We start from the raw sequence: 25,897 nt of genomic DNA on the forward strand, positions 1-25,897 counted from the left end.
ACGACGACATGACGATCGTGGTGGCCTACAGCCCCGACAGGTACGGACGGGCGGCGCTGGCCCACGGAGCCGCCGAGGCGACGCTGCGCGGCGAGCACCTGCTCGTCGTCAACGACACGCGCGGCGACGCCCTCGTGGACGACCGGTTCGCCCACGAGGAGGAGGTCGCACGGGTCCGCGACCGGCTGGAAACCCTTGGACTCACTGCAGAGGTCCGGCAGGAGGTCGTGCGCGACGTCGCCGAGGGCGTCGTCAAGGCGGCCACCGAGACCGGCGCGAGCCTCATCGTGGTCGGCGTCCGGCATCGCAGCCCGGTGGGCAAGGCGCTGCTGGGCAGCGTCGCGCAGCGCGTGATCCTCGACGCGACGTGCCCGGTCCTGGCGGTCAAGCCGGACGAGGAGTCCGACGGCATCTGACCGTCCGGCGGGCTCCGACCGGGTCGTCAGATCCAGCGGCGCAACGGCTTGATGAAGTCCAGCGCCCAGGCGACCAGCACCGAGAGCGCCACCGTGGCGACGTAGATCAGCGGCAGACCCACCACCGGCCGGTCCTCCACGAGCGGGCCGAGCTCGGTGGTGTACCGCAGCGTGTGCAGGACCAGCACGTGGACGAGGTAGATGCGGAAGCTGAGCTCGGAGAGCCGCTTCACCAGTGGCCACGCCGGGCCGGGCCCCCAGCTGCGCGTGGCGAAGAACGCGAACACGCCCACGGAGTACATCAGCACGGGCGGCTTGAGGTTGTCGTACGCCGCGTAGACGTCGGGGTCCCCGTGGCTGGCCGCCTGCCAGACCCCCACGAAGGTCCAGACGAGCCCCACGGCGGCGATGGCGAGCCAGGCGAGCGACGGCACGCGCAGCCGGTCGCGGTAGTGGCTCAGCACGAAGCCGAGGACGAAGAGCCCGATGTAGCCGGTCGGCAGGGCGGCGAGCGGTGCGGGGTAGGCCGCCGGGAACCGGTCCTCGAACAGCCAGGTGCCCCACCGCGGCAGGAGGTCGGCGATGAACCACAGCATGAGGAACCACGCCAGCAGCCGGAATCGCTGGGGTTCTGGACGGTCCGTCAGCGCGCGCAGCAGCGGCACCGTCAGGTAGATCCCGAGCAGGACGTAGACGAACCACAGGTGGTAGACCGCGGGGCCCGACACCAGCGCCCGGACGAGGTCGCCGAGTCCGAGCTCGGCCGGGTCGCTGAGGCCGCCCTTGACCCCACGCAGCTCCTGCTGGCGGAACAACGCGTTCGCGACGGCGTAGATGACCATCCACGTCAGCGTCGGCAGCGCCACGCGCAGGAACTGCGGGCGCAGCACGAAGCGCCGCACGGGGTCCAGGAGCAGGGCTCCGGAGGTCATGAAGAAGCAGTTGACGGCGAAGCGGCCGAGCGAGTTGGCGGCGTTGCCGACGTTGAAGGCCGAGACCAGCTCGGGCACGGAGTCGCGCCAGAGGACGACCGGGATGACCCCGGTGTGCAGGAGGATGACGCCGAACGTCGCCAGGACGCGCAGGTGGTCCAGCTCGTACCGGCGCGCGGTGGTGGTCGTGCTCGCCGTGGTGCTCATGGCGGCACCTTAGATGCCGTCCGGCTCCTGCTCCTCGTCCACCCCGGCCGCGTCGGGCTCGATCGCGCAGACGCCGTCCACGCAGGCGGGCGCGTCCTCGTCGCCGACGATCTCGAACGGGCCGGTCATGCCGACGCCTCCGTCGCGACGCGGTCGAGCACCTCGCGGAAGGTCTCGGGAGCCTGGGCGCCGGACACGCCGAGGCGCCCGTCGAACACGAAGAACGGGACGCCGTTGATGCCGTAGGCGCGGGCCTGCGCGATGTCCGCGTCGACGTCCGTCGCATACGTCCCGGACTCGAGCGCCTCACGGAGGGCGGTCCCGTCGAGGCCCACCTCGGAGCCGAGGGCGACCAGCTCGTCGACCCGACCGACGTGGCGGCCCTGCTCGAAGTACGCCGAGAGCAGGCGCTCCTTGAGCTCGCCCTGGAGGCCGTGGGACTTCGCGAAGTGGAGCGCCTGGTGCGCCAGCAGGGTCTTGGTGTGCCGCAGCGCGTCGAAGTCGTAGGACAGGCCCTCGTCGGCGGCGAGCGCCGTCATCTGGCCCAGCATCTGCTCGACCTGGGCGGCGTCCATCCCCTTGTGGTGGGCCAGGAAGTCCACCTCGCTGCCCTCGAAGTCCACCGGGGTGTCGGGCGCCAGCTCGAAGCTGTGGAACTCGACCTCGACGTCACCGTCCCAGTCGGCCACGGCGCGCTCGAAGCGGCGCTTGCCGACGAAGCACCAGGGGCAGGCGATGTCGGACCAGATGTCGACCTTGACGGGACGGGCAGCGTTGTCGTTCACGTCGGTGACAACGCCCACGGGCCGTCCGCTCATTCCCGGCGTCCCTGCGCGATACGCTCGGAGCATGACCATCGCCGTCGCTTACCGACCCGACGACTACGGGCACGCCGCGGTGCGCTGGGCAGCGGCCGAGGCCGAGGCGAACAAGGAGAAGCTCGTCCTGATCACGGTCAGCGAGATCGATCCGGAGTTCGACCCGCCCGAGGAGATCGACCTCTCGGAGTTCACCGAGCGCTTCGACCTCGACGGGCTCGACTACGAGATCAGGCGGGCAGCGTCGCTGTCGGTCTCCGACGTCGTCATCGACGAGGCGGTCGACGCCGGCGCCGAGCGCCTCGTGATCGGCATCCGCAAGCGCACGCCCGTCGGCAAGATGCTCATGGGTCGCGTCACCCAGATGATCCTCCTCGACGCGCCGATGCCCGTCATCGCCGTCAAGCCCTGACGGGAGACGGGCCCGCAGGCCGGTCGTCGCCGCTCGATAGCCTCGGGCCATGACCGACCACGTGATCGACGACCTCCAGGCGCGCGGCCTGATCGCGCACTCCACCGACCTCGACGCCCTCCGCGCCGAGATCGACGAGGGGCCGATCACGTACTACGTCGGCTTCGATCCCACCGCCCCGAGCCTGCACGTCGGCAACCTGCTCCAGCTGCTCACCGCGCGACGCCTCCAGCTGGCCGGACACCGCCCGCTGATCCTCGTGGGCGGCTCCACGGGCCTGATCGGCGACCCGAAGGAGTCGGGGGAGCGGGTCATGAACTCCAAGGAGACCGTGGCCGAGTGGGTGGAGCGCATCCGCGACCAGGTCTCCCGATTCGTCGAGTTCGGCGGTGACGACGGCGCCACCGTGGTCAACAACCTCGACTGGACCCAGCCCATGTCGGTGGTCGACTTCCTCCGCGACATCGGCAAGCACTTCCCGGTCAACCGGATGCTGGCCCGCGACGTGGTCGCCAGCCGGCTCGAGGCGGGAATCAGCTACGCCGAGTTCAGCTACGTCCTCCTGCAGTCGATGGACTACCTCGAGCTCTTCCGTCGGCACGGGGCGGTGCTCCAGACCGGTGGCAGCGACCAGTGGGGCAACCTCACCGGCGGAGTCGAGCTGATCCGGCGCGCCGAGGGTGCGAAGGTCCATGCCCTCGCGACGCCGCTCATCACGAAGGCCGACGGCACCAAGTTCGGCAAGACCGAGAGCGGCACGATCTGGCTCGATCCCGAGCTGATGAGCCCGTACGCCTTCTACCAGTCCTGGATCCAGGCCGAGGACTCCAAGGTGGGGGAGTACCTCAAGCAGTTCACGTTCCTGCCGGTCCAGGAGGTGGAGGCGCTGATGGCCGAGCACGACGAGCGGCCCGGTGCCCGCGCGGCCCAGCGCCGGCTCGCCGCCGAGCTGACCACCCTCGTGCACGGTGAGGCGGAGACGAAGGCGGCCGAGCTCGCCACGGGTGCGCTGTTCGGCCGTGGGGAGCTCGGCGACCTTCCCGAGTCCACGCTGGGGGCCGCACTGCGGGAGGCGGGCGCCGTGGAGGTTCCCCGTGGCACGACTCTCGTCGATGCGTTGCTCTCCTCCGGCCTGGCCGACTCGAAGTCGGCGGCACGGCGTGCGATCGGCGATGGCGGCGCCTACGTCAACAACGAGCGTGCGGACGACCCGGACCTCGTGCTCGCGGACGGCCACCAGCTGCCTGGTGGCTGGGTCGTCCTGCGCAAGGGCAAGCGATCGGTGTCCGGCGTCCGCGTCGTCTGAGCGCCGGCGAGCCGCCCTCCGCGTGAAAAGCCTTGGAATTGCAGGTGTGACCCAGGCGACGTGGGGGGCGGTTTGCATCCTCGGGAAACGTCCGTGTAATGTTCTTCTTGTTGCGCCGAACAGCGCAGCGGAGCGCAGACCGAAGCGGTTAACGCCAGGAACCTCCTCTGGGGGGTCCGGAAACTGGCCGCGGGAAAACGTAGCGCGCATCGTGACCGACCCGGGTTTGACCTGGTGAAAACGGCGATGTAAATTGGAGCCTCTGCATGGATCCGGGAACGGTGATGTGTGTGATGTGCGTCTGATCCTTGAGAACTCAACAGTGTGCCAAAAGTCGACGAATTAATTAGTAGTACCCCGGCGGCGACGAAGGACGATGGGCTTCGGTTCATGGTCGCGCGTTGCCGCAGGGACAATTCCGACAACAATGACTGTCCAGCAGTCAAAACTTGTCAGGAATCAGCTTTTCTAGATGTTGACCATGCCTTTGGGTGTGGGAGATTTTCAACGGAGAGTTTGATCCTGGCTCAGGACGAACGCTGGCGGCGTGCTTAACACATGCAAGTCGAGCGGTAAGGCTCCTTCGGGAGTACACGAGCGGCGAACGGGTGAGTAACACGTGAGTAACCTGCCCCATTCTTCGGAATAACCAGTGGAAACGCTGGCTAATGCCGAATACGACCACCGAAGGCATCTTCTGGTGGTGGAAAGCTCCGGCGGAATGGGATGGACTCGCGGCCTATCAGCTTGTTGGTGAGGTAATGGCTCACCAAGGCGACGACGGGTAGCCGGCCTGAGAGGGTGACCGGCCACACTGGGACTGAGACACGGCCCAGACTCCTACGGGAGGCAGCAGTGGGGAATATTGGACAATGGGCGAAAGCCTGATCCAGCAACGCCGCGTGAGGGATGACGGCCTTCGGGTTGTAAACCTCTTTCAGCAGGGACGAAGCGAAAGTGACGGTACCTGCAGAAGAAGGACCGGCCAACTACGTGCCAGCAGCCGCGGTAATACGTAGGGTCCGAGCGTTGTCCGGAATTATTGGGCGTAAAGGGCTCGTAGGCGGTTTGTCACGTCGGAAGTGAAAACTCAGGGCTCAACCCTGAGCGTGCTTACGATACGGGCAAACTAGAGGTATGCAGGGGAGAACGGAATTCCTGGTGTAGCGGTGGAATGCGCAGATATCAGGAGGAACACCGGTGGCGAAGGCGGTTCTCTGGGCATTACCTGACGCTGAGGAGCGAAAGCATGGGGAGCGAACAGGATTAGATACCCTGGTAGTCCATGCCGTAAACGTTGGGCGCTAGGTGTGGGGACCTTCCACGGTCTCCGTGCCGCAGCTAACGCATTAAGCGCCCCGCCTGGGGAGTACGGCCGCAAGGCTAAAACTCAAAGGAATTGACGGGGGCCCGCACAAGCGGCGGAGCATGCTGATTAATTCGATGCAACGCGAAGAACCTTACCTGGGTTTGACATATGCCGGAAAGCCGTAGAGATACGGCCCCCCTTGTGGTCGGTATACAGGTGGTGCATGGCTGTCGTCAGCTCGTGTCGTGAGATGTTGGGTTAAGTCCCGCAACGAGCGCAACCCTCGTCCTATGTTGCCAGCACGTTATGGTGGGGACTCATAGGAGACTGCCGGGGTCAACTCGGAGGAAGGTGGGGATGACGTCAAGTCTTCATGCCCCTTATGTCCAGGGCTTCAAGCATGCTACAATGGCCGGTACAAAGGGCTGCGAAACCGCGAGGTGGAGCGAATCCCAAAAAGCCGGTCTCAGTTCGGATTGGGGTCTGCAACTCGACCCCATGAAGTCGGAGTCGCTAGTAATCGCAGATCAGCAACGCTGCGGTGAATACGTTCCCGGGCCTTGTACACACCGCCCGTCACGTCATGAAAGTCGGCAACACCCGAAGCCGGTGGCCCAACCCTTGTGGAGGGAGCCGTCGAAGGTGGGGCTGGCGATTGGGACGAAGTCGTAACAAGGTAGCCGTACCGGAAGGTGCGGCTGGATCACCTCCTTTCTAAGGAGCACTCGATAAGAGACTGGACTTCAGGGTCCAGGCGGATCGTTCGTCAGCAAACGTCTGACGCGGTCCAGCTCACTAGTGGACGTCGACTATTTGGCTTGTCGCCGGCGGATGACCGTCAGTACTGCTCCTTTGGAGCGTGGAAACTCGGTCGGACACGGTGACAACTCAGGCACACTGTTGGGTCCTGAGGGATCAGCATCTTGATGTTGGATTCCTCGGACCGTACACCCCCTCGAACCACTCGATCTTGATCGAGCAGGCGGGGATTTGAGTACGGGACCGATCGTATTTTGAGAACTTCACAGTGGACGCGAGCATCTTTGTAGTAACAACAAGCTACTAAGTGCACATGGTGGATGCCTTGGCATCGAGAGCCGATGAAGGACGTTGGAGTCTGCGAAAAGCCCCGGGGAGTTGACAACCGAGCTGTGATCCGGGGATGTCCGAATGGGGAAACCCACTCAGAGGAAAGTCTGAGTACCTGCGCCTGAACACATAGGGCGTTTGGAGGGAACGTGGGGAAGTGAAACATCTCAGTACCCACAGGAAGAGAAAACAACAGTGATTCCGGTAGTAGTGGCGAGCGAAACCGGAAGAGGCTAAACCTTGGATGTGTGATAGCCGGCAGGCGTTGCATCCAGGGGGTTGTGGGACCGCACCGATTGTTCTGCCGAGCAGTCAAAGAGTCATAAACCATGAGTGAAGGTGAAGCCGACTGGAAAGTCGCGACACAGAGGGTGAGATCCCCGTAACCGTAAACTCCTGGCTCTTGTGCGTCATCCCGAGTAACACCGAACCCCTGAAATTCGGTGTGAATCTGGCGGGACCACCCGCTAAGCCTAAATACTCCTCGATGACCGATAGCGGACAAGTACCGTGAGGGAAAGGTGAAAAGTACCCCGGGAGGGGAGTGAAATAGTACCTGAAACCATGTGCATACAATCCGTTGGAGCAGTTCTTCGGAACTGTGACAGCGTGCCTTTTGAAGAATGAGCCTGCGAGTTAGCGTTGTGTAGCAAGGTTAAGGCGAGTGCCGTAGCCGTAGCGAAAGCGAGTCCGAATAGGGCGCTTGAGTTGCACGATCTAGACCCGAAGCGGAGTGATCTATCCATGGCCAGGTTGAAGCGCGGGTAAGACCGCGTGGAGGACCGAACCCACCTAGGTTAAAAACTGGGGGGATGAGCTGTGGATAGGGGTGAAAGGCCAATCAAACTCCGTGATAGCTGGTTCTCCCCGAAATGCATTTAGGTGCAGCGTCACGCGTTTCTTACCGGAGGTAGAGCACTGGATGGGCTAGGGGGCCTACAAGCTTACTGAACTCAACCAAACTCCGAATGCCGGTAAGTGAGAGCGTGGCAGTGAGACTGCGGGGGATAAGCTCCGTAGTCGAGAGGGAAACAGCCCAGACCATCAGCTAAGGTCCCAAAGCGATTGCTAAGTGGAAAAGGATGTGGAGTCGCAGAGACAACCAGGAGGTTGGCTTAGAAGCAGCCACCCTTGAAAGAGTGCGTAATAGCTCACTGGTCAAGTAATTCCGCGCCGACAATTTAGCGGGGCTCAAGCAATCCACCGAAGCTATGGGATTCACACATGAGGTAGGCCTTCGTGGTCCAGCCGTGTGGATCGGTAGGGGAGCGTCGTGTCGCGAGCGAAGCGGCGGGGTAACCCAGCCGTGGATGCGACACGAGTGAGAATGCAGGCATGAGTAGCGAATGAGGAGTGAGAAACTCCTCCACCGAATGACCAAGGGTTCCAGGGTCAAGCTAATCTTCCCTGGGTAAGTCGGGACCTAAGGCGAGGCCGACAGGCGTAGTCGATGGACAACGGGTTGATATTCCCGTACCGGCGCTGAATCGCCCATGCTGAATCCAGTGATGCTAAGTGCCCGAAACCTGACCTAACGTCTCTTCGGAGACAATGGTCAGGCGGAGCGCATGACCCGATCTGGTAGTAGGCAAGCGATGGTGTGACGCAGGAAGGTAGCTCATCCGTGGCGATGGTAGTCCACGGGTAAGGTCGTAGGACGAGTGATAGGCAAATCCGTCACTCATATGTCTGAGAGCCGATGCCACCCACTTAGTGGAGTGTGAGTGATCCTATGCTGCCGAGAAAAGCATCTAGCGAGATTCAGAGCCGCCCGTACCCCAAACCGACTCAGGTGGTCAAGTAGAGAATACTAAGGTGATCGAGAGAATCATGGTTAAGGAACTCGGCAAAATGCCCCCGTAACTTCGGGAGAAGGGGGGCCGGATGCGTTATCAGACTTGCTCTGAGAAGCGTTGAAGGCCGCAGAGACCAGGCCCAAGCGACTGTTTACTAAAAACACAGGTCCATGCTAAGTCGAAAGACGCCGTATATGGACTGACTCCTGCCCGGTGCTGGAAGGTTAAGGGGACGTGTTAGCGCAAGCGAAGCACAGAACTTAAGCCCCAGTAAACGGCGGTGGTAACTATAACCATCCTAAGGTAGCGAAATTCCTTGTCGGGTAAGTTCCGACCTGCACGAATGGAGTAACGACTTGGGCGCTGTCTCAACCATGAACTCGGCGAAATTGCACTACGAGTAAAGATGCTCGTTACGCGCGGCAGGACGGAAAGACCCCGGGACCTTTACTATAGTTTGGTATTGGTGTTTGGTTCGACTTGTGTAGGATAGGTGGGAGACTGTGAAGCTTGGACGCCAGTTCAGGTGGAGTCATCGTTGAAATACCACTCTGGTCGTACTAGATATCTAACCTAGGTCCGTTATCCGGATCAGGGACAGTGCCTGATGGGTAGTTTAACTGGGGCGGTTGCCTCCTAAAATGTAACGGAGGCGCTCAAAGGTTCCCTCAGCCTGGTTGGCAATCAGGTTTCGAGTGTAAGTGCACAAGGGAGCTTGACTGTGAGAGTGACAGCTCGAGCAGGGACGAAAGTCGGAACTAGTGATCCGGCGCTGGCATGTGGAAGCGGCGTCGCTCAACGGATAAAAGGTACCCCGGGGATAACAGGCTGATCTTCCCCAAGAGTCCATATCGACGGGATGGTTTGGCACCTCGATGTCGGCTCGTCGCATCCTGGGGCCGTAGCAGGTCCCAAGGGTTGGGCTGTTCGCCCATTAAAGCGGCACGCGAGCTGGGTTTAGAACGTCGTGAGACAGTTCGGTCCCTATCCGCCGCGCGCGTAGGAAACTTGAGAAAGGCTGCCCCTAGTACGAGAGGACCGGGGTGGACGAACCTCTGGTGTGCCAGTTGTTCTGCCAAGAGCACGGCTGGTTGGCTACGTTCGGAAGTGATAACCGCTGAAAGCATCTAAGCGGGAAGCATGTTTCAAGATGAGGTTTCCCACTGGTTAACCAGGTAAGGCCCCCAGCAGACCACTGGGTTGATAGGCCGGAAGTAGAAGTGTGGCAACACATGGAGCTGACCGGTACTAATAGGCCGAGGGCTTGTTTCTTACAAAGATCTACCGCGTCCACTGTGAGGTTCCCGAGATATGATCGGGAGCCAGGCAACACGAGTACGACCCCTTGGGGTCGATACTCGTCTGCCGCCAAGGCTTGTTGATATCTCCATAGAGTTTCGGCGACCATGGCGAAGGGGAAACACCCGGTTACATTCCGAACCCGGAAGTTAAGCCCTTCAGCGCCGATGGTACTGCACTGGAGACGGTGTGGGAGAGTAGGACGTCGCCGGACAATCATTAGCGCGAGGCCGCTCCCTTTGGGAGCGGCCTTGCTGCATTTGTGCCCCCAACAGGGCATGCTCTCTTGTGGGAAGGGACCCATCATGGCCGATCATCGCAACTCCGGACCCCAGGGCCGAGGCAAGCCCGGCAACGGCCGACCCACGGGCGGCCGACCCAGCAACGGCAAGTCCACCAGTGGCGGCAAGCCCACCAGCGGCGGCAAGCCCAGCGGCAGTGGCGGAGGCAAGCCCGGACCCAAGTCCGGCCGGCCCACCAGCGCAGGCCGCGGCCGCCCCGACAGCGCCAACCGCCCGAGCGGACGCTCCGGCGGCGCCGGCCGACGCGGCGACCGACCCGACCGCGCCGGACGCCCCCAGACCGGCAGCGACCGCACCGACGCCCAGAAGGTCTACGACGGACCGCCGATCCCCGACGACGTCAGCGCCAAGGACCTGGACAAGTTCGCCCGCCAAGAGCTCCAGGGCCTGCCCGACAAGCTCGCCGAGAAAGTCGCCCGACACCTCGTCATGGCCGGCGTCCTGCTCCACGAAGACCCCGAACTCGCCCACAAGCACGCCCTGGCCGCCCGCGCCCGCGCCATGCGCGTCGGCCTGGTCCGCGAAGCCACCGGCGAGACCGCCTACGCCTGCGGCAACTGGGCCGAAGCCCTCGCCGAGTTCCGCGCCGCCAAACGCATGACCGGCCGCCACAGCTACGCCCCCATGATGGCCGACGCCGAACGCGCCCTCAAACGCCCCGAAAAAGCCCTCGAATACGACCGACCCGACATCCGCGCCCACCTCGACGAAGCCGGCAACACCGAACTGTCCATCGTCATCGCCGGCGCCCGCCGCGACCTCGGACACCTCGACGCCGCCCTCCAAATCCTCGAATCCGAACCCCTCACCACCAAAGGCCGCGCCGACTGGGTCACCCGCCTGCGCTACGCCTACGCCGACACCCTCCTCGCCGCCGGCCGCACCGACGAAGCCATCACCTGGTTCCACCGCGTCGCCGGCACCGACGCCAACAAACTCACCGACGTCGAAGAACGACTCACCCAACTCGAAGGCTGACCGTCCACAGAAGTTCCAGGGTCCACGCGCGCCGTCCACAGGCTGCGCGTGGGCCCTGTCGTCGTTGTCCCCGAACGCGGGACGCTGGCGCCATGAACGACGCCGACAACCAGGTCCTGCTCCGCGGGCGCGTGGCCGATGCCGCCGAGACCCGGACCCTGCCCAGCGGGGACGAGCTCGTCTCCTTCCGACTCATCGTCGAGCGCAGCGCCGCCGCGCGGCGCCGGTCACGCCAGCTCGTCGACACGTTCGACTGCTCGGCCTGGACCTCCCGCCTCCGCGGCAAGGCCCTGCGCCTCAACCCGGGTGACCGCGTCGAGGTCAGCGGTGAGCTCCGCCGCCTCTTCTCCAGCAAGGGTGGCGGGGTGTCCAGCCGGGTCTACGTCGATCTCGGGTCCCTCACTCGGCTCCCCGAACCCCCGGTAGCCTCGAGCGCATGACGCTGGCAGCCACGGACACCCCGCTCGTCGCGTCGCACGATGCGGTGCTGCTCGACCTCGACGGCGTGGTCTACCGCGGCGGTGAAGCGGTGCCGGGTGCCGTCGAGGCGCTCGGTGAGGTCAGCGAGGCGCGTCTGGCCTACCTCACGAACAACGCGAATCGCCCGCCCGAGGCGGTGGCCGACCACCTGGCCCGGCTCGGGCTCGCGCCCTCGATCGAGGACATCGTCACCTCCGCGCAGGCGATCGCCGGGGTGATGTCCCATAACCTCGCTCCTGGTGCTGTCGTGCTGGCCGTCGGGGGAGACGGACTGCGCGAGGCCCTCCGGGCCCGCGGACTCGTGCCCACGGACGACCGGCACGCCCCCGGGCTCGCCGCCGTGGTCCAGGGGTACACGCCCGACCTGGGATGGAGGGACCTCGCCGAGGCCGCCTACGCGGTGCAGTCGGGCCTGCCCTGGTACGCCAGCAACACCGACCTCACGATCCCGACCGCCGAGGGGATCGCACCCGGGAACGGCGCCCTCGTCCACGCCGTCCGCCTGGCCACCGGGCAGGAGCCCGTCGTCGCGGGCAAGCCCTACGCGCCCTTGTTCGAGGAGACGATGGAGCGCCTCGCGCCCGCCTCGCCGTTGATGGTGGGGGACCGGCTCGACACCGACATCCTCGGTGCTCGCCGCGCCGGTGTCACCTCCCTGTTCGTCCTCACGGGCGTGAACACCCTCACCGATGTGGTCAACGCCGTCGCGGACGAGCGCCCTGACTTCGTCGGGGCCGATCTGGCCGCTCTGCACGACCCCCACCCCGCCGTGGTCGTCTCCGGCGGGGCGGCCGAGTGCGGGGGTGCGCGGGTGGAGCTGCGCGACCGGACCCTCTCCGTCGTGACCGAGGGCACCTCCACCGAGACGCTCCGCGCGATCGTCGGACTCGGCTGGGCGTGCCGGGCCGAATCGGACGTACGGCTGAGTGTCGATGAGACAATCGACGCATGACCGCCGAACCCACCGCCGACGGCACCGTGCAGCCCGAGCCGGCCTCGATCGAGGAGGCCGAGGCGCTGCTCGGCACGCTCGCCGATCTCGACGTCGCCGAGCACCCGTGGGTGTTCGAGGCGGTGCACCGGGTGCTGCGCGACCAGCTGGCCGGCTCGTCCGGGACCCGCGGGTGAGTCGGTGAGCCGCCGGGTGCGGCTCGACGCCGAGCTCGTGCGCCGTGGGCTCGCCAGGTCGCGGGACCACGCCGCGACGATCATCGGCGAGGGGCGCGTGCTGGTCGGCGGGAATGCCGCGACCAAGCCGGCCACCCAGATCACGACCGACCAAGCCATCGTCGTCCGCGAGGGCGACGACCCCGGCTGGGCGTCGCGCGGCGCCCACAAGCTGCTCGGGGCCCTCGAGGTCTTCGAGCCGCAGGGGCTGACCGTCCACGGGCGGCGCGCCCTCGACGCGGGAGCCTCCACCGGCGGCTTCACCGACGTCCTGCTGCGCCGCGAGGTGGCCGAGGTCGTCGCCGTCGACGTCGGCTACGGCCAGCTCGTCTGGGCGCTGCAGTCCGACCCTCGCGTCCGCGTCTTCGACCGCACCAACGTCCGCTCCATCGACACCGAGCTCATCGGCGGACCGGTCGACCTGGTCGTGTCCGACCTGTCGTTCATCTCGTTGACGATCGTGCTTCCGGCGCTCATGTCGGTGTGCCGTCCCGACGGCGACCTGGTCCTTATGGTCAAGCCGCAGTTCGAGGTGGGACGCGAGAACCTCGGCAAGAACGGCGTCGTCCGTGATCCCGAGCTGCACGCCGCCGCGGTCCACGGCGTCACCACCGCGGCCTGGGCCGGTGGCTGGGGAACGCGTGCCCTCGCGCCCAGTCCGCTCCCTGGCCCCGCCGGGAATGTCGAGTACTTTTGTTGGCTGAGGGCCGACGCGCCGGCTCCGGACGAGGAGATGGCGCGAGCCGTCGTCGCGGCCGGACCCCTCGCCGCGCGACACCCGACGGAAGGAAGCGACTCATGAGGAGTGTGCTGCTCGCGGTCCACGCGCTGCGCAACGGCGCACCCCGGATCGCCGCCGACTTCGCCGCGTCCCTCCAGGGGGCCGGGATCGAGGTCCGCGTCCTCGCGGGCGAGGAGGCCGAGGCGCTCGCCGGAGCCGGCGCCGTGGACCTGGTGACCGTCCCCGCGGAGCCGGGCGCCGCCCGCGACTGCGAGCTGACGGTCGTCTTCGGCGGCGACGGCACGATCCTGCGCGCGGCCGAGCTGTGCCGCGGCACCGGGACGCCCCTGCTCGGCGTCAACCTCGGACACGTCGGCTTCCTCGCCGAGGCCGACGAGGAGGACCTCGACCTGGTGGCCCGGCGGGTGATCGCCGGCGACCTCACGGTCGAGGAGCGCCTGACCGTCGACGTGCTGGTCCTGCAGGACGGCGAGGTCGTCGCCACGAACTGGGCGCTGAACGAGGCGTCGGTGGAGAAGGCCTCCCGCGAGCGGATGCTCGAGGTCGTCGTGGAGATCGACGGCCGGCCGGTGTCGAGGATGGGCTGCGACGGCGTCGTGTGCGCGACTCCCACCGGCTCCACCGCCTACAACTTCAGCGCCGGTGGTCCCGTCGTGTGGCCCGAGGTCTCGGCGCTGCTCATGGTGCCGATCAGCGCGCACGCCCTGTTCGCCCGTCCCATGGTGGTCTCGCCCGAGTCGACGCTCGCCGTCGAGGTGGTGGGCGCGTCGGCCACGGGTGTGCTGTGGTGCGACGGCCGGCGGGCCTCCGACCTGCCCCTCGGCGCTCGCGTGGAGGTGCGACGTGGTGTCGAGCCCGTGCGGCTCGCGCGGGTGCACCCGGCCTCCTTCGCCGACCGCCTCGTGCGCAAGTTCGAGCTGCCCGTGTCGGGGTGGCGCGGCTCGTCCGAGGCCTCCCGTCGGGCCGCGGGGGAGCGCTGATGTGGCACTCCCTTCGCCTCGCCTCGCTCGGCGTGATCGAGGAGGCCGAGCTCGACCTGGGCCCCGGCTTCACCGTCATCACCGGCGAGACCGGTGCCGGCAAGACCATGGTCGTCACGGCTCTGGGACTCCTGCGCGGTGAGCGCGCCGACTCGGCCCTCGTGCGCCGGGGCGCCGACCGGGCGCGCATCGAGGCGTCGGTCGTGGCCACGCCCGAGGTCACGGCGCTCGTCGAGGAGGCCGGCGGCCAGGTCGACGACGACCTCGTGCTGGCCCGGATCCTGACCAGCCAGGGGCGCAGTCGCGCGCTCGCCGGGGGCGCCACCGTTCCGGCCGGCCTGCTGTCCCGGCTGGCCGACTCGCTCGTCGCCGTGCACGGCCAGTCCGACCAGCAGCGTCTCGTCCGTCCCCAGGAGCAGCGCGGGGCGCTCGACCGCTACGCCGGAGCCGAGGTCTCCGACCTGCTCGCCGAGTACCAGCCCGACTACCAGCGCCTGCGCGACGTGAAGGCCCGGTTGCACGACCTGCGCACCCACGCGGGGGAGCGGCTGCAGCGGCTCGACCTGCTGCGGCACGCCCTCGACGAGATCGACGCGGTCGACCCGCAGCCCGGCGAGGACGAGGAGCTCGTCCAGCGCGAGAACCGGCTGGCGCACGCCGAGTCCCTGGCGGCGGCCGCCGCCGGCGCGTCGGTCGCGCTGTCGGAGGACGAGCACTCCGCGGCGGCCGCCCTCGCCGCCGCCCGGGCCGTGGTCGAGCCGGTGGCGGGGAACGACCCCCGCCTCGAGGCGCTGGGCGACCGGCTCAAGCGGGCGGCGATCGATCTGACGGACATCGCCTCGGAGCTCGCGGCCTACGCCTCCGACGTCGATCTCGACCCGGCCGGTCTGGCCGCCGTCCAGGATCGTCGCGCGGCGCTGACGGCGCTGCAGCGCAGGTACGGTCCCGGGCTCGACGAGGTGATCGCGTGGGCCGACCGCGCCCGCGCGGAGGTCCTCGAGCTCGACCTCGACGACACCGCGATCGAGAGGCTGGAGGCCGAGGCCGACGCCGTGCGCACTCGCGTCGTCGCGCTCGCCGGCCGGCTCACCGCCGCCCGGACGAAGGCAGCCGAGCAGCTGGCCGAGGAGGTCGGGCGCGAGCTGGCCGACCTGGCCCTGCCGTCGGCCCACCTGGACATCCGGGTGGTTCCCGGCGATCCCGGTGCCCACGGAGCGGACGACGTCGAGATCTGGTTCGCCGCCAACAGCGGTGCCGAGCCGCGCCCTCTCGCCAGGGCCGCCAGCGGCGGTGAGCTCTCGCGCCTCATGCTCGCCATCGAGGTGGTGCTGGCCGGTCGCGACCCGGTGCCCACGCTCGTCTTCGACGAGGTCGACGCCGGGATCGGCGGCCGCACGGCCGTGGAGGTGGGGCGGCGGCTGGCGCGCCTGGCCAAGCACGCGCAGGTGATCGCCGTGACCCACCTGCCGCAGGTGGCCGCGTTCGCCGACGCCCACTTCGTGGTCAGCAAATCCGACGACGGCACCGTCACCAGCAGCAGCGTGCTGCGCCTCGAGCACCAGGGACGGGTCGACGAGCTGGCCCGGATGCTGGCCGGACTGGACGACTCGTCCGCCGCGCAGGAGCACGCGCGCGAGCTGCTCGAGCTCGCCAGCACTCCCTGAGTTCGTCACATTCGGGGCCGGACCGGCGTGTCGGGGGTGAATCCTCATGGAACGCAGGTTGCATGGAAGGCATCATGCCCATCTTGAAGCGCAAGCATCGCGCCCTTCCCGAAGGCCCCGGCGTCGTCGGCCCGGCACGGTTGTGCCGCCACGGTGCCGACCTGTCGTCGGTGCGTTCGGGCGACGTCGTCGTCGTGGACGTCACCGATCTCGGTGCCGACACCGCCCAGGCGCTGGTGGAGAAGGGTGTCGCGGCCGTCCTGAACGTGTCCTCGTCCTCCACGGGGCGCTACCCCAACCTCGGGCCGCAGGTCCTGGCCGGCGCCGGCATCCCGCTGGTCGACCGGGTCGGCGAGTCCGTGTGGCAGACCCTGCGCAGCGGCGACGTCGTGCGCGTGGACGGTGGCGCGGTCCACCTCGGCGACACCGCGGTGGCCACCGGCGTCGAGATGACCGAGTCGCGCGTGCGCGACCAGCTGGACGAGGCCTCCTCGGGCCTGTCGAGCCAGCTCGACTCGATCGTCACGAACGCCGCCGACACCCTCCGTCGCGACCGGGCCATGCTCCTCGAGGGCGCCGGGATCCCGGCCGTCTCGACCGACATCAAGGGCCGTCCCGTCGTGGTCGTGACCGACGGTCCCGACGCCGCGGGCGACCTCAAGTCGATCCGCTCGTTCGTGCGCGACCACGACCCCGTGCTCATCGGCGTGGCCGGTGGCGCCGAGCTGCTGATCTCCGCGGGCCTGCGCCCCCACCTGCTCGTCGGCCGTGGCGACGACTTCTCCGGACGCATGATCGAGCGCTCCGGAGAGGTCGTCATCGTCTCGCCCTCGGGCCGGCTCGACCGCCCGGAGCAGTTCGAGGCCCACGGCCGCCAGCCCGTGATCTTCACCGCCACCGGCACGCCGGACAACCTCGCGGTGCTCCTGGCCGACCAGAACGAGGCCGCCGTCATCGTGCTCGTGGGCGGGCCGACGCGTCTCGTGGACCTCGTCGACGGGGACACCGCGGACGCCGCCGGCACCTTCATCGCTCGGCTGCGCGCCGGCTCGCGCGTCGTCGACGCCCAGGCCGTGCGCTGGTTCGCCCGTCAGCGCCTCAGCTGGTTCACGCCCCTGCTGCTGCTCGTCGCCGGCATCGTCGCCGTCGTGGCGGCGGTGGCCACCACCCCTCTCGGTCACGAGTGGCTCGCGCCCGTGGCCGACCGTGTCACCTCCTGGACCGAAGGACTTCTCCCGTGATCAACCTTCGCTACCACGTCATCTCCCTCGCGGCCGTGCTGCTGGCGCTCGCCGCCGGCATCGCCGTGGGCGCCGGTCTGCTCGACGAGAGCGACGCCGCCACGGTCTCGGACTCCTCCGACACCGCCGAGATCAGCCCCGCGCTCGCCGGCTTCGATGCCGGCTACGCGTCCATGACCGCTCCCGGCCTGCTCCGTGACAAGCTCGAGAACCGCACCGTCCTGCTGCTCACCACGCCGGGCGCCCGTGACAACGAGGTCGACTCGCTGATCGAGAACCTGACCACCGCCGGGGCGCGTGTGACCGGCCAGGTCGAGCTCACCGGCAAGCTGCTCTCGCCGTCGAACCGCCAGTTCGCCGAGGGCGTGGCCGCCCAGTCCGATCCCGACGCGGCCGCCGCCGAGAGCGACTACGGCAAGGTCGGCGCCGCCCTGGCCCGCGGCTACCTGACGCAGGGCGACGGCTCGCTCGACGAGACGGCCCGCACGATCCGCTCGGCCTTCACCGAAGGTGGCCTGCTCGAGGCCGAGCAGGATCCCGAGGTCTCGGCGCAGCTCGTCCTGGTCGTCTCCGGCCCGGCGGGCGCGGCGGCGGGCGGCGAGGGCACGGTCGTGTCCAGCATGGTCGCCGGTCTCGACGCCGGCAGCCAGGGCGTGGCCGTCGTCGGCCCCGTCTCCTCCGGGGAGAACGGCGTGGTCAACGCCGTCCGCGGCAGCGACGCCGCGGCGAACGTCTCGACGATCGACGTCACCGACACCGGGACCGGCCGCGTCAACGCCGTGCTCGGCCTGGTCCGCGAGGCCGCGGGCCAGTCGGGCGCGTGGGGCACCTCGCGCGCCGCCGACGGCCCGGTCCCGAACTGAGTCGGGCCACGCCGCCGGGCAGATGCGCCCGGGATGGTCTCGGCCGCTGTGTCGCGATGGTAGGCTGGAGTTCCGTGGAACCCCGAGTCGAACCGATCCCGCGCGACGGTTCCTCGACCCCCGGACGCTGCCGCAGGCACCGCCCGGTTCCGCATCCGAACCGGACCCACGGGAGTCATGTTGGCAACTAACGCCGTCACCAAGCACGTTTTCGTCACCGGTGGAGTCGTGTCCTCCCTCGGCAAGGGCCTGACCGCCTCCAGCCTGGGCCGACTGCTCAAGTCGCGCGGCCTGCGGGTCACGATGCAGAAGCTCGATCCGTACCTCAACGTGGACCCGGGCACGATGAACCCGTTCCAGCACGGTGAGGTCTTCGTCACCGACGACGGCGCCGAGACCGACCTCGACATCGGCCACTACGAGCGCTTCCTCGACGAGGACCTCGTGGGACGCGCCAACGTCACGACCGGTCAGGTCTACTCCGACGTGATCGCCCGCGAGCGCCGCGGCGACTACCTCGGCGACACGGTGCAGGTCATCCCGCACATCACGAACGAGATCAAGGACCGGATGCTGTCGATGGGCGGCCCCGGCGTCGACGTCGTGATCCACGAGATCGGCGGCACGGTGGGCGACATCGAGAGCCAGCCGTTCCTGGAGTCGGCCCGCCAGGTCCGCCAAGAGGTGGGGCGCGGCAACGTCTTCTTCCTGCACGTTTCGCTCATCCCGTACATCGGTCCCGCAGGTGAGCTCAAGACGAAGCCCACGCAGCACTCGGTCGCGGCGCTGCGCTCGATCGGCATCCAGCCCGACGCGATCGTGTGCCGCTCCGACCGCCCCGTCCCGGCCGGCGTGAAGCGCAAGATCTCGCTCATGTGCGACGTCGACGAGGACGCGGTCGTCACGGCCATCGACGCCCCCTCGATCTACGACATCCCCAAGGTGCTGCACTCCGAGGGCCTGGACGCCTACGTCGTCCGCCGCCTCGACCTGCCGTTCCGTGACGTCGACTGGACCGAGTGGGACGCCCTGCTGCGCCGCGTGCACGACCCGGCCGAGGACGTCACGATCGCCCTCGTCGGCAAGTACATCGACCTGCCCGACGCCTACCTGTCGGTGGCCGAGGCGCTGCGCGCCGGTGGCTTCGCCAACGACGTGAAGGTCCACCTGCGGTGGGTCCCGTCGGACGAGTGCGCCACCGAGGCCGGCGCCGCCGAGCACCTCGGCGACGTCGACGGCATCTGCGTGCCCGGCGGGTTCGGCATCCGCGGCATCGAGGGCAAGCTCGGCGCCCTGACCTACGCGCGCAAGCAGCAGGTGCCCGTGCTGGGTCTGTGCCTGGGCCTGCAGTGCATGGTCATCGAGTACGCGCGCACCGAGCTGGGCATCGAGGACGCGAGCTCCTCGGAGTTCGACCCCTCCACCGAGCACCCCGTCATCGCGACGATGGCCGAGCAGCAGGAGTTCGTCGAGGGAGCGGGCGACCTGGGCGGCACCATGCGCCTGGGCCTGTACCCGGCCAGCCTCAAGCCCGGCAGCATCGTCAACGAGCTCTACGGCAGCGACAAGGTCGAGGAGCGTCACCGCCACCGGTACGAGGTCAACAACGCCTACCGCGAGCAGCTGGAGGAGGCGGGCCTGGTCTTCTCCGGGACGTCGCCCGACTCGACCCTGGTCGAGTTCGTCGAGCTGCCGCGCGAGGTGCACCCGTTCTACGTGGCCACGCAGGCGCACCCGGAGCTGCGGTCGCGTCCGACGCGCTCGCACCCGCTGTTCTCCGGCCTGATCGGGGCCTCGCTCAAGCGCAAGCTCGAGATGCGGCTGCCGGTCGAGGGCGCGTGACCGCCCATCCGCGGCTGCCGGGCCGGCTCGCGGAGCGCGTCGAGGCCGGCCCCGGCAGCTGGCCGCAGGTCGGCTCCGAGGTCGGGTTCCAGAACGGCTACCTGACGCTCACGGTCGACACGATCGAGGCGCCGGACGGCGACACGCACCCGCGGGTCGTCGTGCGGCCCCGCCGCGCCGTGGGCGTGGGCGCGGTCGACGAGGAGGGTCGGATCCTGCTCGTCGAGCAGTACCGCCACCCCATGGGCCGCCGGATGCTCGAGATCCCGGCCGGGCTGATGGACATCGAGGGCGAGGAGCCGCAGCAGACGGCCGCGCGCGAGCTCGCGGAGGAGACCGACCTCGTCGCCCGCGACTGGCGCGAGCTGGTGCAGATCGCGCCCACGGTCGGGTACTCGACCGAGACCATCACGATCTTCCAGGCCTCCGGGCTGGAGCCGGTCGCCGACACCGATCGCACCGAGCGCGAGGCCGAGGAGGCCGACATGGCGCACTGGTGGGTGAGTCCGGACGACGCCGTGGCGGCCTGCCTGGACGGCAGGATCACCGACGCCAAGACCGTCGTGGCGATCCTCGCGGTGGCCCGGACGTGACCGACGGCGGTGCGGTCGAGCGGGTCGTGGCCGAGTACCTGTCCCACCTCGCGGTGGAACGCGGTCTCGCCGAGAACACGCTCGCGTCGTACCGCCGCGACCTGCGTCGCTACACCGAGTTCCTGCAGGGCGCGGGCGTCCCCGATCCCGCCTCGATCACCGAGGACCACGTCACGGCCTTCGCGGCCGCCCTGCGCGCCGGCGACGAGGACCACCAGGGCCTCGGCACGTCGAGCGTCGCGCGCACCGTCGTGGCGGTCCGCGGCTTCCACAAGTTCTGCCTGCGCGAGCAGCTCGTCACCAACGACGTCACGGCGGCCGTGCGACCGCCGCGGCCGGCGTCGCGGCTGCCCAAGGCACTCCCGCTGGAGGACGTCGAGGCGCTGCTGACGGCGGCGGGGGAGCCGGGCACGGCACTGGCCCTGCGCGACCGGGCGCTGCTGGAGATCCTCTACGGCACCGGCGCCCGCATCTCCGAGGCGGTGGGCCTCGACGTGGACGACATCGACCTCGAGCAGTCCTCCGTCCTGCTCACCGGCAAGGGCTCGAAGCAGCGGATCGTGCCGCTCGGCTCGTTCGCCCGCGACGCGATCGAGGCCTACCTCACGAAGGCCCGGCCCCACCTGACGTCGGCCGCCGGCAGCGGCCCCGCGGTGTTCCTCAACGCGCGCGGCGGCCGGCTGTCGCGCCAGAGCGCGTGGACCGTGCTGACCAAGGCCGCCCGCCGCGCCGGACTCACGGTCGACGTCTCGCCACACACCCTGCGTCACTCCTTCGCCACCCACCTGCTCGACGGCGGCGCCGACGTGCGCGTGGTGCAGGAACTGCTCGGTCACGCCTCGGTGACGACCACCCAGATCTACACCCTCGTGACGATCGACAAGTTGCGCGAGACCTACGCGGCGTCCCATCCCCGGGCGCTGAAGTGAGCGGTACAGTGGCCGACATGCCCAGTTCGGAACTCGGACCCACCGGTCGCCCCCTCCCCGACCTCCCCGAACCCGGACCCCGAAGCACGCAGGCCCCTGCCGTCGTCCTGTCGATGTGCAACCAGAAGGGCGGCGTCGGCAAGACCACCACCACGATCAACCTCGGCGCCGCGCTGGCCGAGCTCGGCCGCCGCGTCCTGCTCGTCGACTTCGACCCGCAGGGCTCGATGACGGTCGGCCTGGGCTACAACGCCCACGAGATCGAGCAGAGCATCTACCACGTGCTGATGGACCGCGAGCTCTCGATGAAGGAGATCATCCTCGGCACCTCGGTCGAGAACCTCGACCTGGTCCCGGCGAACATCGACCTCTCGGCCGCCGAGATGCGTCTCGTCACCGAGGTCGGCCGCGAGCAGGTCCTGGCCCGCTCGCTGCGCGACGTGCGCCACGACTACGACGTCATCCTCATCGACTGCCAGCCCTCGCTGGGCCTGCTCACCGTGAATGCGCTGACCGCGTCCGACGGCGTGATCATCCCGCTCGAGTGCGAGTACTTCGCCCTGCGTGGCGTGGCGCTGCTCAACGAGACGATCGAGAAGGTCCGTGACCGCACGAACTTCGACCTGCGCGTCATCGGGCTGCTTGGCACGATGTTCGACGGCCGCACGCTGCACGGCCGCGAGGTGCTGCAGACGCTCGTCGACGGCTGGGGCGACTCGGTCTTCCACACCGTCATCCGGCGCACCGTGAAGTTCTCCGACTCCACCGTCGCGGGCGAGCCCATCACCGAGTACGCCTCCTCGTCGCCCGGCGCCGAGGCCTACCGCCAGCTGGCCAGGGAAGTGCTGCAGCGGTGTCCCGACGCGTGAACCTGCCGGGTGCGGACGAGCTGTTCAGGTCGACCGCCCCCAGCAGCCCCCGAAACGACGACGCCCCCGCCGTGCCCGCGTCCGGCAGCGGCCGGGTCAAGCACGACGAGAAGATGACGGTCTACCTGACCAGCGACGAGCTGCTCGCGATCGAGAAGGCACGCCTCGAGCTGCGATCGGTCCTCGGTCGCAAGGTCGACCGCGGCCGCCTCGTCCGCGCGGCGATCGCCGGTGCGCTGGCCGACCTGGAGACCCGCGGGGCCGACAGCGAGCTCGCCCGCCGGCTCGGCGAGGAATGAGCGCCGCGGTGTCCGTGACCGAACCGGCACCCGCGCAGGCGCCCGACGCCGGCTTCTCCGTCTCGCTGGGCAACTTCGAGGGCCCGTTCGACCTGCTGCTGCAGCTGATCTCCAAGCACCAGCTCGACATCACCGAGGTCGCCCTGTCGGTGGTCACCTCGGACTTCATCGCCTACACCCGCGAGCTCGAGGACGACCTCGAGCAGACGACCCACTTCCTGCTGATCGCGGCCACGCTGCTCGACCTCAAGACCGCCCGGCTGCTGCCGCAGGCCGAGGTCGAGGACGAGGAGGACCTGGCACTGCTCGAGGCGCGCGACCTGCTCTTCGCGCGGCTCATGCAGTACCGCGCCTTCAAGACGGTCGCGGCGATCCTGGCCGAGCGCTTCGAGAACTCGCAGCTGCGCCACCCCCGTGCCGCGACGCTCGAGCCGCGCTTCGCGACGCTGCTGCCCGAGGTGGAGATCCGCGCGACCGCGCAGGACCTGGCCGAGCTCGCCGCCGGCGCGCTCGCGCCGAAGCTCCCGCCGCTGGTCTCGCTGACCCACCTGCACGCGCCCGCCGTGAGCGTGCGCGAGCAGGCCCACCTCGTGGTCGACCGGCTCCGCCGCGAGGGCAGCCTGACGTTCCGAGCGATCGTCGCCGACGCGCCCGACGGGCAGACGAAGGTGGCGCGGTTCCTGTCGCTGCTGGAGCTGTTCCGCGAGGGCATGCTGTCGTTCGAGCAGGCCGTGCCCCTGGGTGAGCTGACGGTGCGCTGGACCGGCACCGACGACGGCGACATCGACGTGGGCGACGAGTTCGACGAGCCGACCCTGACCGACGAGGGCCTCGATGCGGCGCAGGACGCCCCGACGGCCGAACCCACCGGAAGTGACGATGACCGAGACTGACGACCAGCTGCCCGCCGAGCCTGACGCGGAGGAGTCCGCAGCCGACGAGCGGCCTCCGGTCGACCTGCGTCCCGCCCTCGAGGCGGTGCTGATGATCGCCGACGAGCCGCTGGACCACCTCGTGCTGGCCCAGGCCGTGGGGCACCCGCCGGCCGAGGTCGAGCAGGCGCTGCGCGAACTCGCTGACGAGTACACCGAGGAGGGTCGCGGGTTCGAGCTGCGCGAGCTCGCCGGTGGCTGGCGCTTCTACAGCCGCGAGGAGTACGCCGACGTCGTGTCCGCCTTCGTGCTGGAGGGCCAGCAGGCCAAGCTCAGCCAGGCGGCGCTGGAGACGCTCGCCGTGGTGGCGTACCGCCAGCCGGTCAGCCGCTCGCGCATCTCGGCCATCCGCGGCGTCAACGTGGACGGCGTGGTCCGCACGCTCGTCACCCGCGGGCTGATCGTCGAGCTCGGCAACGACGCCGAGTCGGGCGCGATCCTCTACGGGACGACCAACTACTTCCTCGAGCGCATGGGCCTGAGCGGGCTCGACGAGCTGCCGGAGCTGGCGCCGATGCTGCCCGACCTGGAGGACCTCGACAGCGAGCTCGAGCGCGTCGCGCAGCAGACCGCCGATCGTGAGGCACCCGTGGACGAGGCGCAGCCCACCGGCGACGACACGCAGCCGACCGGGGGCGCCGATGTCTGAGGGGATCCGCCTGCAGAAGGTGCTGGCCTCGGCAGGCGTGGCCAGCCGGCGTCGCTGCGAGGAGCTGATGGCCACCGGCCGCGTCGAGGTGAACGGCGAGATCGTCACCCAGATGGGTGCCCGCGTCGACCCCGCGAACGACGTCATCCGCGTCGACGGCGCGCGCATCCCGCCGCCGTCCGACCACGCGTACGTCCTGCTCAACAAGCCGCGCGGCGTCGTGAGCTCGATGGCGGACGAGCAGGGCCGGCCCGACCTCTCGGGGCTGCTCGCCGATCGTGAGGACCGGCTCTTCCACGTGGGCCGGCTCGACACCGACACCTCGGGCCTGCTCATCCTCACGAACGACGGCGACCTCGCGCACCAGCTGGCGCACCCCTCGTTCGAGGTCACGAAGACCTACGTCGCGCTCGTGGAGGGCACGGTCGCCGCGGCGATCGGCCGCCAGCTGCTCGCGGGGGTGGAGCTCGACGACGGCGTCACCGCGGTCGACCGCTTCGTCGTGCGCGACCGCAGCCGCGGCCGCAGCCTCGTCGAGCTGGACCTGCACAGCGGCAAGAACCGCATCGTGCGCCGTCTCCTGGACGCCGTCGGTCACCCCGTGATCGAGCTGACCCGGACCGCGTTCGGGCCGCTGCGCCTGGGCGACCTGCGCTCCGGGGCGATGCGGGACCTGTCGCGCGAGGAGCTCGGAGCGCTCTTCGATAGCGTGGGGGCATGACCGCCCCCCTGCCCGATGCTGTCGTGCCCGGGCCGGTCCTGGTCATCGGCTGCGGCCTCATCGGCACCTCGGTGGCGCTCGGACTGCGCGATCTGGGCGTGCACGTGCACCTGCGGGACGCCCGTCCGTCGAACGTCGAGCTGGCCGCCTCCTTGGGTGCCGGGACGGCCGATCCGGTCGAGGCGCCGGCGCTGGTCGTCGTCGCCGTGCCGCCCGCCGCGGTCGTCGAGACCGCCCGGGCCGCTCTCACCGAGTTCCCGACCGCCGTGGTCACCGACGTGGCCAGCGTCAAGGGATCCGTGTGCGAGGCGCTCACCGACCCGCGTTTCGTCGGCGGTCACCCGATGGCCGGCAAGGAGCGCTCCGGCCCGATGGCCGCCTCGGCGCTGCTGTTCGAGGGCCGGGCCTGGGCCGTCGTGCCCACCGACGGCACCGACCTCGGCGCGATCGCCCTGGTCGAGCAGGTGGCCACGGCCCTCGGCTCGGTGGTCCGCCGCATGGACGCCGCGTCCCACGACCGGGCCGTCGCGCTCGTCTCGCACGTGCCCCACCTGGTCTCGGCCCTGACCGCCGGACTGCTCACGCAGGCGGACGGCGACGACCTGGCCCTGGCCGGACAGGGTCTGCGCGACGTCATCCGGATCGCCGGCAGCGACCGGGGCCTGTGGGTCGACATCATCGGCAGCAACGCGGGCCAGGTCGGGGCCATCCTCGACGACCTCGCGGTCCGGCTCGACGACCTGCGGTCCGCGGTGCACAGCGCCGACGGCTCCGTGGCCGAGCACCTCGATCGCGGCCGGGCCGGCGTCGCCCGGGTTCCCGGCAAGCACGGCGAGCAGCCGGCCGCGCTCGCCAGCGTCTTCGTCTCCATCGACGACACCCCGGGCGAGCTGTCGCGGCTCTTCGCCGCGATCGGCGACGCGGGGGTCAACATCGAGGACATGCGCATCGACCACGAGCTCGGCCGCCTCGTCGGCGTCGTCGAGGTCGTGGTGCAGGCCGGCGTCGCCGAGCACCTGCACACCGCCCTGACCGAACGCGGCTGGGCCGCCTTCCGCTGAG

At 68.7% G+C, this 25,897-nt stretch carries 23 protein-coding genes and 3 rRNA genes; 24 read left to right on the forward strand and 2 right to left on the reverse strand.

The window, feature by feature from the left end; genetic code table 11:
• The first annotated feature begins 8 nt into the window (after positions 1 to 8).
• Positions 9 to 416 carry a universal stress protein gene (locus ACY1JX_RS13320; protein WP_462564256.1) on the forward strand — a complete coding sequence of 136 codons (408 nt, stop codon included), beginning with the start codon at positions 9 to 11 and terminating at the stop codon, positions 414 to 416.
• A 26-nt stretch (positions 417 to 442) separates the two neighbouring features.
• On the opposite strand, the gene ACY1JX_RS13325 is transcribed toward ACY1JX_RS13320, so the two are convergent.
• Both ACY1JX_RS13325 and ACY1JX_RS13330 read right to left on the reverse strand, forming a co-directional pair.
• Complete coding sequence (locus ACY1JX_RS13325; protein ID WP_462564257.1) at positions 443 to 1,555, reverse strand: acyltransferase; 1,113 nt, start codon at positions 1,553 to 1,555, stop codon at positions 443 to 445.
• A gap of 125 nt (positions 1,556 to 1,680) precedes the next feature.
• Positions 1,681 to 2,373, reverse strand: coding sequence for a DsbA family oxidoreductase (locus tag ACY1JX_RS13330; protein ID WP_462564258.1), 693 nt, complete (start codon positions 2,371 to 2,373; stop codon positions 1,681 to 1,683).
• 31 nt (positions 2,374 to 2,404) lie between these two features.
• On the opposite strand from ACY1JX_RS13330, the gene ACY1JX_RS13335 reads away from it, so the two are divergent.
• The 23 genes from ACY1JX_RS13335 to ACY1JX_RS13445 all read left to right on the forward strand — a co-directional run bounded on the left by ACY1JX_RS13335 (position 2,405) and on the right by ACY1JX_RS13445 (position 25,896).
• The gene (locus tag ACY1JX_RS13335) at positions 2,405 to 2,785 is read left to right on the forward strand and encodes a universal stress protein (RefSeq protein WP_462564259.1); all 381 of its coding nucleotides are present in this window, start codon (positions 2,405 to 2,407) and stop codon (positions 2,783 to 2,785) included.
• Positions 2,786 to 2,834: 49 nt separating this feature from the next.
• Entirely contained in the window at positions 2,835 to 4,091 is a 1,257-nt protein-coding gene (gene tyrS, locus ACY1JX_RS13340; protein WP_462564260.1) for a tyrosine--tRNA ligase, read from the forward strand.
• Positions 4,092 to 4,595: 504 nt separating this feature from the next.
• Positions 4,596 to 6,114: ribosomal RNA gene (locus tag ACY1JX_RS13345) — 16S ribosomal RNA — on the forward strand.
• 338 nt (positions 6,115 to 6,452) lie between these two features.
• A 23S ribosomal RNA gene (locus ACY1JX_RS13350) occupies positions 6,453 to 9,557 on the forward strand.
• A gap of 124 nt (positions 9,558 to 9,681) precedes the next feature.
• Positions 9,682 to 9,798, forward strand: a 5S ribosomal RNA gene (gene rrf, locus ACY1JX_RS13355).
• The 16S, 23S and 5S rRNA genes sit together here, the layout of an rRNA operon.
• Before the next feature lie 91 nt (positions 9,799 to 9,889).
• Positions 9,890 to 10,864, forward strand: coding sequence for a tetratricopeptide repeat protein (locus tag ACY1JX_RS13360; RefSeq protein WP_462564261.1), 975 nt, complete (start codon positions 9,890 to 9,892; stop codon positions 10,862 to 10,864).
• Positions 10,865 to 10,956: 92 nt separating this feature from the next.
• A complete protein-coding gene (locus ACY1JX_RS13365; RefSeq protein ID WP_462564262.1) occupies positions 10,957 to 11,304 on the forward strand; it encodes a single-stranded DNA-binding protein in 348 nt (115 codons plus the stop codon).
• Complete coding sequence (locus ACY1JX_RS13370) at positions 11,301 to 12,296, forward strand: HAD-IIA family hydrolase (protein ID WP_462564263.1); 996 nt, start codon at positions 11,301 to 11,303, stop codon at positions 12,294 to 12,296. The genes ACY1JX_RS13365 and ACY1JX_RS13370 overlap by 4 nt, the downstream gene beginning before the upstream one ends.
• Positions 12,293 to 12,472, forward strand: a complete 180-nt coding sequence (locus ACY1JX_RS13375; protein ID WP_462564264.1) for a hypothetical protein — start codon at positions 12,293 to 12,295, stop codon at positions 12,470 to 12,472. Before ACY1JX_RS13370 ends, ACY1JX_RS13375 begins: the two co-directional genes overlap by 4 nt.
• Before the next feature lie 4 nt (positions 12,473 to 12,476).
• Positions 12,477 to 13,313, forward strand: coding sequence for a TlyA family RNA methyltransferase (locus ACY1JX_RS13380; protein ID WP_462564265.1), 837 nt, complete (start codon positions 12,477 to 12,479; stop codon positions 13,311 to 13,313).
• The gene (locus ACY1JX_RS13385; protein WP_462564266.1) at positions 13,310 to 14,233 is read left to right on the forward strand and encodes an NAD kinase; all 924 of its coding nucleotides are present in this window, start codon (positions 13,310 to 13,312) and stop codon (positions 14,231 to 14,233) included. Before ACY1JX_RS13380 ends, ACY1JX_RS13385 begins: the two co-directional genes overlap by 4 nt.
• Positions 14,233 to 15,897, forward strand: a complete 1,665-nt coding sequence (gene recN, locus ACY1JX_RS13390; RefSeq protein WP_462564267.1) for a DNA repair protein RecN — start codon at positions 14,233 to 14,235, stop codon at positions 15,895 to 15,897. Before ACY1JX_RS13385 ends, recN begins: the two co-directional genes overlap by 1 nt.
• A 74-nt stretch (positions 15,898 to 15,971) precedes the next feature.
• On the forward strand, positions 15,972 to 17,138 hold the full coding sequence (gene steA, locus ACY1JX_RS13395) for a putative cytokinetic ring protein SteA (protein ID WP_462564268.1): 1,167 nt from the start codon (positions 15,972 to 15,974) through the stop codon (positions 17,136 to 17,138).
• Positions 17,135 to 18,001 (forward strand): copper transporter, encoded by an 867-nt coding sequence (locus ACY1JX_RS13400; protein WP_462564269.1) that lies wholly within the window; start codon positions 17,135 to 17,137, stop codon positions 17,999 to 18,001. The genes steA and ACY1JX_RS13400 overlap by 4 nt, the downstream gene beginning before the upstream one ends.
• Positions 18,002 to 18,178: 177 nt before the next feature.
• Positions 18,179 to 19,843 (forward strand): CTP synthase, encoded by a 1,665-nt coding sequence (locus tag ACY1JX_RS13405; protein ID WP_181756309.1) that lies wholly within the window; start codon positions 18,179 to 18,181, stop codon positions 19,841 to 19,843.
• Positions 19,840 to 20,436 (forward strand): NUDIX domain-containing protein, encoded by a 597-nt coding sequence (locus ACY1JX_RS13410; RefSeq protein WP_462564270.1) that lies wholly within the window; start codon positions 19,840 to 19,842, stop codon positions 20,434 to 20,436. Before ACY1JX_RS13405 ends, ACY1JX_RS13410 begins: the two co-directional genes overlap by 4 nt.
• Positions 20,433 to 21,365, forward strand: coding sequence for a site-specific tyrosine recombinase XerD (gene xerD / locus ACY1JX_RS13415; protein WP_286929789.1), 933 nt, complete (start codon positions 20,433 to 20,435; stop codon positions 21,363 to 21,365). The genes ACY1JX_RS13410 and xerD overlap by 4 nt, the downstream gene beginning before the upstream one ends.
• Before the next feature lie 17 nt (positions 21,366 to 21,382).
• Entirely contained in the window at positions 21,383 to 22,234 is an 852-nt protein-coding gene (locus ACY1JX_RS13420) for a ParA family protein (RefSeq protein ID WP_181756310.1), read from the forward strand.
• Positions 22,219 to 22,533: a hypothetical protein gene (locus ACY1JX_RS13425; RefSeq protein ID WP_181756311.1), complete on the forward strand. Its 315-nt coding sequence runs from the start codon at positions 22,219 to 22,221 to the stop codon at positions 22,531 to 22,533. Before ACY1JX_RS13420 ends, ACY1JX_RS13425 begins: the two co-directional genes overlap by 16 nt.
• A gap of 14 nt (positions 22,534 to 22,547) precedes the next feature.
• Entirely contained in the window at positions 22,548 to 23,426 is an 879-nt protein-coding gene (locus tag ACY1JX_RS13430) for a segregation and condensation protein A (protein WP_376785935.1), read from the forward strand.
• Positions 23,413 to 24,114, forward strand: a complete 702-nt coding sequence (gene scpB / locus ACY1JX_RS13435) for an SMC-Scp complex subunit ScpB (protein WP_462564271.1) — start codon at positions 23,413 to 23,415, stop codon at positions 24,112 to 24,114. Before ACY1JX_RS13430 ends, scpB begins: the two co-directional genes overlap by 14 nt.
• Complete coding sequence (locus ACY1JX_RS13440) at positions 24,107 to 24,835, forward strand: pseudouridine synthase (protein ID WP_181756314.1); 729 nt, start codon at positions 24,107 to 24,109, stop codon at positions 24,833 to 24,835. The genes scpB and ACY1JX_RS13440 overlap by 8 nt, the downstream gene beginning before the upstream one ends.
• Positions 24,832 to 25,896: a prephenate dehydrogenase gene (locus tag ACY1JX_RS13445; RefSeq protein WP_462564272.1), complete on the forward strand. Its 1,065-nt coding sequence runs from the start codon at positions 24,832 to 24,834 to the stop codon at positions 25,894 to 25,896. The genes ACY1JX_RS13440 and ACY1JX_RS13445 overlap by 4 nt, the downstream gene beginning before the upstream one ends.
• Position 25,897 lies beyond the last annotated feature (1 nt).

It is taken from the genome of Aeromicrobium sp. JP4 (assembly GCF_054957925.1).